6 protein-coding genes and 1 pseudogene are annotated in these 6,093 nt (G+C 60.6%); 1 reads left to right on the top strand and 6 read right to left on the bottom strand.

Annotation, left to right across the window (positions count from 1 at the left end):
* Positions 1 to 381: 381 nt before the first annotated feature.
* Positions 382 to 692: pseudogene (locus JOY90_RS25770) on the bottom strand (DNA ligase); the annotation flags it as partial.
* A gap of 62 nt (positions 693 to 754) precedes the next feature.
* A complete protein-coding gene (locus tag JOY90_RS25775; RefSeq protein WP_291693927.1) occupies positions 755 to 937 on the bottom strand; it encodes a mechanosensitive ion channel domain-containing protein in 183 nt (60 codons plus the stop codon).
* Positions 938 to 1,211: 274 nt separating this feature from the next.
* Between JOY90_RS25775 and JOY90_RS25780 the strand changes: the two genes are divergently transcribed.
* On the top strand, positions 1,212 to 1,457 hold the full coding sequence (locus JOY90_RS25780) for a hypothetical protein (protein ID WP_291693928.1): 246 nt from the start codon (positions 1,212 to 1,214) through the stop codon (positions 1,455 to 1,457).
* Positions 1,458 to 1,674: 217 nt separating this feature from the next.
* Here JOY90_RS25780 and JOY90_RS25785 read toward each other — a convergent pair whose 3' ends face one another.
* The 4 genes from JOY90_RS25785 to JOY90_RS25800 all read right to left on the bottom strand — a co-directional run bounded on the left by JOY90_RS25785 (position 1,675) and on the right by JOY90_RS25800 (position 5,656).
* Positions 1,675 to 2,736 (bottom strand): vanadium-dependent haloperoxidase, encoded by a 1,062-nt coding sequence (locus JOY90_RS25785; protein ID WP_291693929.1) that lies wholly within the window; start codon positions 2,734 to 2,736, stop codon positions 1,675 to 1,677.
* Entirely contained in the window at positions 2,684 to 3,301 is a 618-nt protein-coding gene (locus tag JOY90_RS25790) for a hypothetical protein (protein ID WP_291693930.1), read from the bottom strand. The genes JOY90_RS25785 and JOY90_RS25790 overlap by 53 nt, the downstream gene beginning before the upstream one ends.
* A gap of 14 nt (positions 3,302 to 3,315) precedes the next feature.
* Positions 3,316 to 4,164, bottom strand: a complete 849-nt coding sequence (locus JOY90_RS25795) for a hypothetical protein (protein ID WP_291693931.1) — start codon at positions 4,162 to 4,164, stop codon at positions 3,316 to 3,318.
* 181 nt (positions 4,165 to 4,345) lie between these two features.
* Positions 4,346 to 5,656: an adenylate/guanylate cyclase domain-containing protein gene (locus tag JOY90_RS25800; RefSeq protein WP_291693932.1), complete on the bottom strand. Its 1,311-nt coding sequence runs from the start codon at positions 5,654 to 5,656 to the stop codon at positions 4,346 to 4,348.
* Between the last annotated feature and the right edge of the window lie 437 nt (positions 5,657 to 6,093).

The raw sequence follows: 6,093 nt of genomic DNA on the forward strand, positions 1-6,093 counted from the left end.
CTCGCCCGAACTTCAGCCACCCGAATGAAAGGCGCCTGGTTCCATGGAGACATCTTCGTGTCCAGCGCCGCTACCGCTTTTGCCTGCCGATGGCGCGGGTGCAGAGCTTGAGCGAGTAAATCGCCCCACCATCCCGAGGAACTTCGAGGTGCCAGGTCTCGCCTGGCTCCAAGGCGCTCTCGATGTCACGGACAAACCTCTTGGCCTCCTCCCATGCGGCAGCGTCGCCGGGGAGGTCGAGACCGCCATCGTCGTGGAAGGGGCGTGTTCCATGCACATGAAAGAAATATCTCGGCATTTCGGCGAACGCCGGAGGCGAGGGGCCGTTCCTGATGGGACTCCCGGTGCAAGTAATCGTGTTGGGCGGGACTTCGAAATCCATTACAGATCCTCCCGAAGCCCCCTTGAAGAAAGGATGCCGGACCTTCCCTCCGCCGACTTGGCCCGATACTCGATCTCGGCGAGGAGCTTCGGCTCTACCCAGATTCCCCTGTGCGCGATCCGCTTCGCATAGGGCTGCGTCTTGGGGATCAGCGGCTTCAGCCGTTTCTGTAGGTCGGCGGCAGAAGCCTTGTCGAATCGATGATCCACCTTGCCCGCGTAGATCAGGTCGGTGCCCTTCCTTCCGTCCGGCCGAGGTAGACGCCGTCCCACTTGCCTTCGTCGAGCTCGGTCATGGAGAGCGAGAGCGACCCTACCTTTCCCGCCTTGCCGCCGACCTCCACATCCTGGTCGATCCGGAAGGACCGGAAGATCAGCAACATGACCCGGCCGCAAGATTGGACAACGTGCCCTGCAGCGCCAGGCCGATGGCCAGCGACGCGGCGCCCAGCACCGCGAGGAGGCTGGCGGTCTGGATCCCGAAGACCTGCAGCACGGCGATGCCGACGACGGCGAGGATCGCGTACCTCGCCGGGCTGGCGAGAAAGGCCGTCACCAGAGCGTCCGCCCGGTGGGTCACCGTTAACACGCGGCAGACGAACCTCTGGGCGACGGCGGGCAGGTACCAGCCTACGACCAGCAAAAGGATCGCGCCGCCCGGAGCGTTTCGAAATTCAGCGTCATGGGACTATCCTGGAGGTATTTCCGGTGCGGAACGCGTGCCGGCCGGGATCGATCCATGCTGGCGGAAGGAACCCGGCCTTTGCGCAACGAATTGATCTGCTGCATCACCTTGAGCTGACCGAACGGATGGCGGCGGAGCCCGATCGATGAAGATACGATCCCATTCCGAGAGCCATATCGTCGAACTCCATGACGGTTCGCGCTGGCGGATCTTTCCCGGCGATCTCGATCTGACCCTTGCCTGGAAACCCGAGACCGAGCTCGTCGTGGAACGGATCGACGACGAGGCCAGCTCCCATGCGCTGGTCGGCGCCGGGGCGAAGGTGCGGGTGATTCCCGCCGGCGAAAGCTGGCCGGTCCGGGAGGTGAAGTCGATCCTGAAGGGGGGCTAGGCCGGGCCCGCCTTCTCGTCGACGGAGACGCGTCCCGATGCGTCCGGACGGCCGACCTCGACTGAGGAAAGCGAAAGGCGTCTCGCGCCTACCGGCGACCGTCTGCGCCGACCGCTGGCGCCTTGCGCCAAGGCAGTTGATTGGGCAGACCGGCCGACCACAAAGACATCGCGTGCTTCGCAGACTTCATGCCTCGGACGGGAAGTCCTTAGGCGGATCATCTCACCGAAAGCTCGGGAGCAATGGATCCCCTGATCCGCACTAGTGTTCCGTCAAAGCGACGAAGGACGAAGCCGTCAAATCTTTCGCTGTAGGTGAGGCTTGTGTCCGCGAGGAGCCCGATAGCGACGTTCTCACCGAGCGTCAAACCCTGTATGCTGTCCGAGCGGAAGTGGACGCCGGCAGCATCCCTCGCGAGCGCGACATTTGCGGCAAGCTTGTCTATTTCGCCACCGAGGGTCAGCGGATCACCCTGCCAGGGCGCGAGTTGATTGCCGTCGGCTGTCGCTTGCACGGGATCGGTGATGACAAAATCCTCGTCGAAAAACGCCTTGAGAATCGTGGCGCACGCGCCCGCGTTGACTGCGTGCGCGGCGGGATACGATGGATGAGTCGGACATCCTTCCGGATAGGCTTGAGGCAGCAGCCAGGAGCCATAAGCTGTTTTGACCCGCGCCACCGCTTCGCTTTCGAGCACCGCGGGATGCAGATCGTAGGACTTGCGGCCACTGAGATGGACGTCGACGCGCGCGGCGAAGACCTCTGGCCGAGCACGACGGTGCACCTGCCATTTGTAATAATAGGATGCCTTCTGCGCCAACAGCGACGCCTGCGCGAGCAGGCTCAAGATGTTCTTGCTGCCGAGCGTAATGTCGCCGAATTGCGCAGTCGAACCCCGATAGGGATTGGTTCTCGAAAGAACGGTGTCACCAGCGCCCATGCGCAGGATGATGAGGGCAGCGTCCATGAACGGCTGGAAGCTGAAATCGCGATGGACGTATTCGCAAAGCTCCCGATAACTGGAAATATAGCGTGGAGTTACGTCGAATCGGATCGAAGTTTGAGCCTCAGCGCCGCGCTGGCAGGCGAGCCATTCGGCAAACGTGGTGAGGAAAGCCTGGCCACGGCTGGCAGCGCGAAACCGCTGCTGCACGGTTCCGACGCCGTAGGGAATGTCGCGCCAAAGAAACTGGCTGACGAGAGGGCCTCGCCGCTCGCCTGCGGTATCACCACGAAACAGCGTCGCTTCGGTCAGTCCGGAATAACCGGCTGCGGTCAAATCGGCGACTGCGGCCCCGCGTCAATGGGCTCGACGGGATTTCCCGGAATGGCACGTCACGCATCAGCGCGCACCAGTAGAGTTCAACCAGTTCGGCGGCCATCGCGCGACTTGCAAAGCATGGCGGCGGTGCCAGCGCGAGCACAGCCGGATCCGTACCGACCAGATCGATGGAATAGGCAGCCTGAGGATTGTTCAACCTTTCGACCGCTTGGACGTCGCGGGGCACTTGTTCGAATCGAGAGGGGTCACCGCTGGCGACGATCTCAAGCCAATCGCGATATGCCTGCTGATCGACTTCGCCGAGCTCGTTGTGCGGCAGCGTCTTTGCAAAATTCGCACGCCGATCGGCATATCGGCTTTCGTCGCCGTTGGTCTCGGGTGCATGGGGCGCATCCTTAGCGCACCTATCGGCGGCCTCGCGACGGCGCTCCAATACGAACTGGCTACGTTGCGCAGGTGTCAGCGGACCCAGCAACTCTTCGCCTTGAGCAGATTTGCCCAACAACAGAGCAAGCGAAGAGCCGATCAAGAGCTGACGGCGCGAAATGCTGATATTGCGCATTGTTTCGCTCCCCGTCAGCCGCCATTCAGAATCTGGTCGAGCGGAATCCGGCCCCCATCGGCGAACCCGACCAAAATATCGTCGATGAACGTAAAACAGGCAAACTGACCATCGCTTGCTGTCTGATAAATTCGGTATTCGGCGGGGCGACCCTTGACGCTGTAGGGCACGCGCATTTTTGGCTCGCCGAACATGGCCTGCGCATCGTGCACGTTCATGCCGGCGCGTATCTGCCTGCGGCGTGATTGATCGCCCTGGCTGCCGGTTGCCCGGTCAGCGTCGCTCGGCGCCAACGGCAGCGACAAGCGGAAAATGTCCGGCGGCAAGGCTCGCCCTGCCTGCTTCGTCACCACGCGGTCGTCGACCAGAAAGATGCTGAGATCAGGTAGCCCAGGTCGTTCGAAGATCATGTGCTCGAGCTTCATGCCGAAGCTATCGCGCAGGCGGTCCTCACTCGGCGCCCCCATGATGCGAAGCACCGCAGTTCGATGCATTCCGGACCATACCGGCCGACCGTAGCCTGGCAACGCGGGATTATCAATCTCGGCGATATCGAACGCGACCGCGGAAATCTTGCCGTCCGACAGTGTGACCTTGATGGGTAGCCGCTCCGGCGCGTATTTGAGCACACGCAACTCGACGCCGGCACTTTCGGAAGTGACGACGGTTGTCGGTTCTCCCATCGCGCGGGCGACCTCATCCTCCGACATGCCCAAGTAGAGCTGCGTTGCCCTGGTTGCGATACTTTCGACGCGCGGCGGCAGCAGATCATTCTGTGGGCCGGGCTGTTGTGCCAATGCCGACGAAGCCACATCTGCCAAGCTCAACGTTGCCATGAAAAGAATTGTTGCAAGCTTTCGCATAACGAAACTCCTTTGCATTATTCGCTGACTGTTCGAAGCTGCTGGGCGAAGAAATCGCCCGCGAAGTGCCCTTGCGACACGCCAAGTTGCGCGCGTGTCGTCCTTCTGTTACGGCCGAGCGCAAACACGCCTGCGTGAATAAGTCCGGTCGTTCATTGAGGTCCGATTTGGGCGCAATGTGTCAGGCGCGCAGACGCGCCCGACGGGCCATGATGTCCGGATGAGGTGCAATCCGTGACGCCGCGGAGCCGCTCGGATGATCCTCTCCGAGCGGCCGCCCAACCTTGCGGCATTCCGACCTCAGGCGATTGAGAAAATACATTCGATGCTTGCGCTCGTGCTTGACCTCAACAAGGCCCCGCGCCTCCAGCTCGAAAAAAGGCTCAACCCGTCTTGCCGTGTCTTCCGAGATGTTGATCCGGGCTGGCGGGCAGTGGGTCTCCATGAATGACGCCTTGTTCACCGCCTCACCCCAGATGTCGAAAGTGAACCTCTGCGAGCCGATCACGGCGGAAACGACCGGGCCAGTATGGATGCCGACACGCAGTTCGAGAGCAGGTAGCTGCAACTTCTCCCTTCGCGAATTGATGGCCGCGACTGTTGCCTTCATTTCGAGCGCCGCCAGACAGCCGTCGATGGGATGTCGACGATCGGTATCGAGCACACCTCCGACAGCCATGTAAGCGTCGCCGATCGTCTTGACCTTCTCCAGTCCATGACGGGCAACGATTTCGTCAAAAGCCGTGAAGTATTGGTCTAGAAGGTCAACGAGCGGTGCAGGATCCATTCGTTCAGCCAAAAGCGTGAAGCCTTGGAAATCCGCGAAGAGAATGGTTGCGGACGGAGTGTATTTCGGCTGCACCCTGCCGCTCTTTTTGAGCTCGTCAGCGACGGAAGCAGGCAAGACGTTGTCGAGGAGTTGTTCGGCGCGCGCCTTTTCGGAAGCGGCTTCGATCCGCGCGCGATCCAGCTCCTCGATCGTTCGGCCGTGCTCGATCAACTGTCCGCGCAGCTTGAGCTGGGTGAGGACCTGGCGCGACAATCGACGCAACGACTCCCGTTGCTCGCAGTTGAGCTGTCGCGGCTCGAAATCCATGACGCAGAGAGCGCCAAGCGCGTGGCCTTCGTCGGTGATGAGCGGCATGCCGCAATAGAAGCGGCAGTACGGGCTGCCCACGACAATTGGGCTATGGTCAAAACGCGGGTCCTTGGTCATATCGGGCACCACAAGCAATTCGGTGCCACAGATCGTGGTCGAGCATGCGGCCACTCGGCGCGGCGCTTCAACGACCTCGGCCGGCAGACCATATTTGGCCTTGATCCACCGCCGATCGCTGTCAATGAAACTTATAAAGGCGACAGGACAGTTACAAATCTGCGCGGCCAGCTCGGCAATTTCGTCGTAGGCAATTTCGGGGGCGCTATCGAGGATATCGAGTGCGCGCAAAGCGACCAGCCGCTGCGCTTCGTCTGCGGGAATGGGAAATGACAATGCCGTGCCTCCATAATGTGCAGCCACCCTGGGCGGGGCGGGCTTGCGAAAGAAACAATTGATCTGTGGTTGCTTGGGAAAACGTTCGAAATTGGTGGTATAATCCGCAATGAACCAGACAAGGTCTAGCCAAGGTACCACGAGCCGGTCAGGCTCCTGCGCCTTTGCGCAAATCCCAGTTGCGGACCAATTTCGCCTTTAGCTATTGCGCCCCAATCTACGGGGTTCGCATCGTAAAAATATCGGAAGATCTTCGCGATCAATCCGAAAGATAGGGACAAGCATGACAACCTCGTTGTTGTCCAACCCCTGAGCGCACGGGTGACATAAATGTTGCAGTGCAAAACGTCCAACGAGAATTTCCGTCTATTATGATCGGAAAGTTCGATGATGAATGCACCGTCGGTCCGGCACCTACGCCATTTGACTGCGCTGCA

Source organism: Bradyrhizobium sp., assembly GCF_019242285.1.
In the GTDB taxonomy this organism is placed as follows: domain Bacteria; phylum Pseudomonadota; class Alphaproteobacteria; order Rhizobiales; family Xanthobacteraceae; genus Bradyrhizobium.